This is a genomic window from Pseudomonas sp. HMSC057H01 (genome assembly GCF_001836405.1).
Classification (GTDB): Bacteria; Pseudomonadota; Gammaproteobacteria; order Pseudomonadales; family Pseudomonadaceae; genus Pseudomonas; species Pseudomonas aeruginosa.
The window spans coordinates 1-1,225 of record NZ_KV828402.1 but is presented as its reverse complement, the minus strand read 5'-3'; the positions used below and the strand labels follow the sequence as shown (position 1 = coordinate 1,225).

General features: G+C 61.2%; 1 protein-coding gene. It reads left to right on the top strand.

The features are described 5' to 3' along the window. The first annotated feature begins 65 nt into the window (after window positions 1–65). Window positions 66–1,216, top strand: a protein-coding gene (locus HMPREF2581_RS05005; RefSeq protein ID WP_086009430.1) for an IS3 family transposase whose coding sequence is annotated in 2 segments (ribosomal slippage) — window positions 66–321 and window positions 321–1,216 — 1,152 coding nt in all. Because the reading frame shifts where the segments join, the coding sequence is not laid out codon by codon here. Window positions 1,217–1,225 lie beyond the last annotated feature (9 nt).

Here is a 1,225-nt window from a genome sequence, read left to right as displayed (position 1 = left end):
TGTAGTGGTCTACTGATCCCGGACACCGATTTAGGCGAGAATCCTCGCCGTGAGAGAGGTGTCTGATGAGCAAGCAACGACGTACGTTTTCCGCCGAGTTCAAACGAGAGGCCGCGGCCCTGGTGTTGGACCAAGGCTACAGCCATATCGACGCCTGCCGTTCGCTGGGGGTGGTGGATTCGGCCTTGCGCCGTTGGGTGAAGCAGCTCGAGGCGGAGCGCCAGGGTGTGACCCCGAAGAGCAAGGCGTTGACGCCTGAGCAGCAAAAGATCCAGGAGCTGGAAGCCCGGATCAACCGGTTGGAGCGGGAGAAAGCGATATTAAAAAAGGCTACCGCTCTCTTGATGTCGGACGAACTCGATCGTACGCGCTGATAGACCAGTTGAGTGAGCAGGAGTCGGTGGAAGTGGTCTGTTCAGCTTTCGATGTGGCGCGGTCTTGCTACTACGTCCACCGTCTTCGACGGCGGCGTGTCGATGCTCGCCGCGTGGCGCTACGCAGCCAAGTCAACCAGTTGTTCAGCCAGAGTCGGGGCTCGGCCGGCAGCCGCAGCATTCTGGGCATGCTGCGCGAAGAGGGCGTGACCATCGGCCGTTTCCGAGTGCGTCGGTTGATGCGTGAGCTGGGCCTGGTCAGCAAGCAACCGGGCTCGCACGCCTACAAACAGGCCACGGTTGAGCGGCCGGATATCCCGAATCGGCTGAACCGCGAATTCGCGACCGAGCATCCCAATCAGGTGTGGTGTGGCGACATCACCTACGTCTGGGCGCAAGGCCGTTGGCACTACCTGGCCGCGGTGCTGGATCTGCTGATCGGCTGGGCGTTCTCGGCCAAGCCGGATGCCGAACTGGTGATCAAGGCCCTGGACATGGCCTACGAACAGCGCGGCAGGCCACAGCAGGTGCTGTTCCATTCAGACCAGGGCAGCCAGTACGCCAGCCGCCTGTTTCGGCAACGGCTCTGGCGCTATCGGATGCAGCAGAGCATGAGCCGTCGGGGGAATTGCTGGGATAACTCGCCGATGGAGCGCCTGTTCCGCAGTCTGAAGTCGGAGTGGGTCCCGTCAACGGGTTACCTGACGGCGCAGGAGGCCCAACGGGACATCAGTCATTACTTGATGCACCGCTACAACTGGATCAGGCCGCATCAATTCAACGACGGGTTACCACCTGCGGTGGCCGAAGAAAAACTCAACCCACTGTCCGGGATGGGTTGACCACTACAG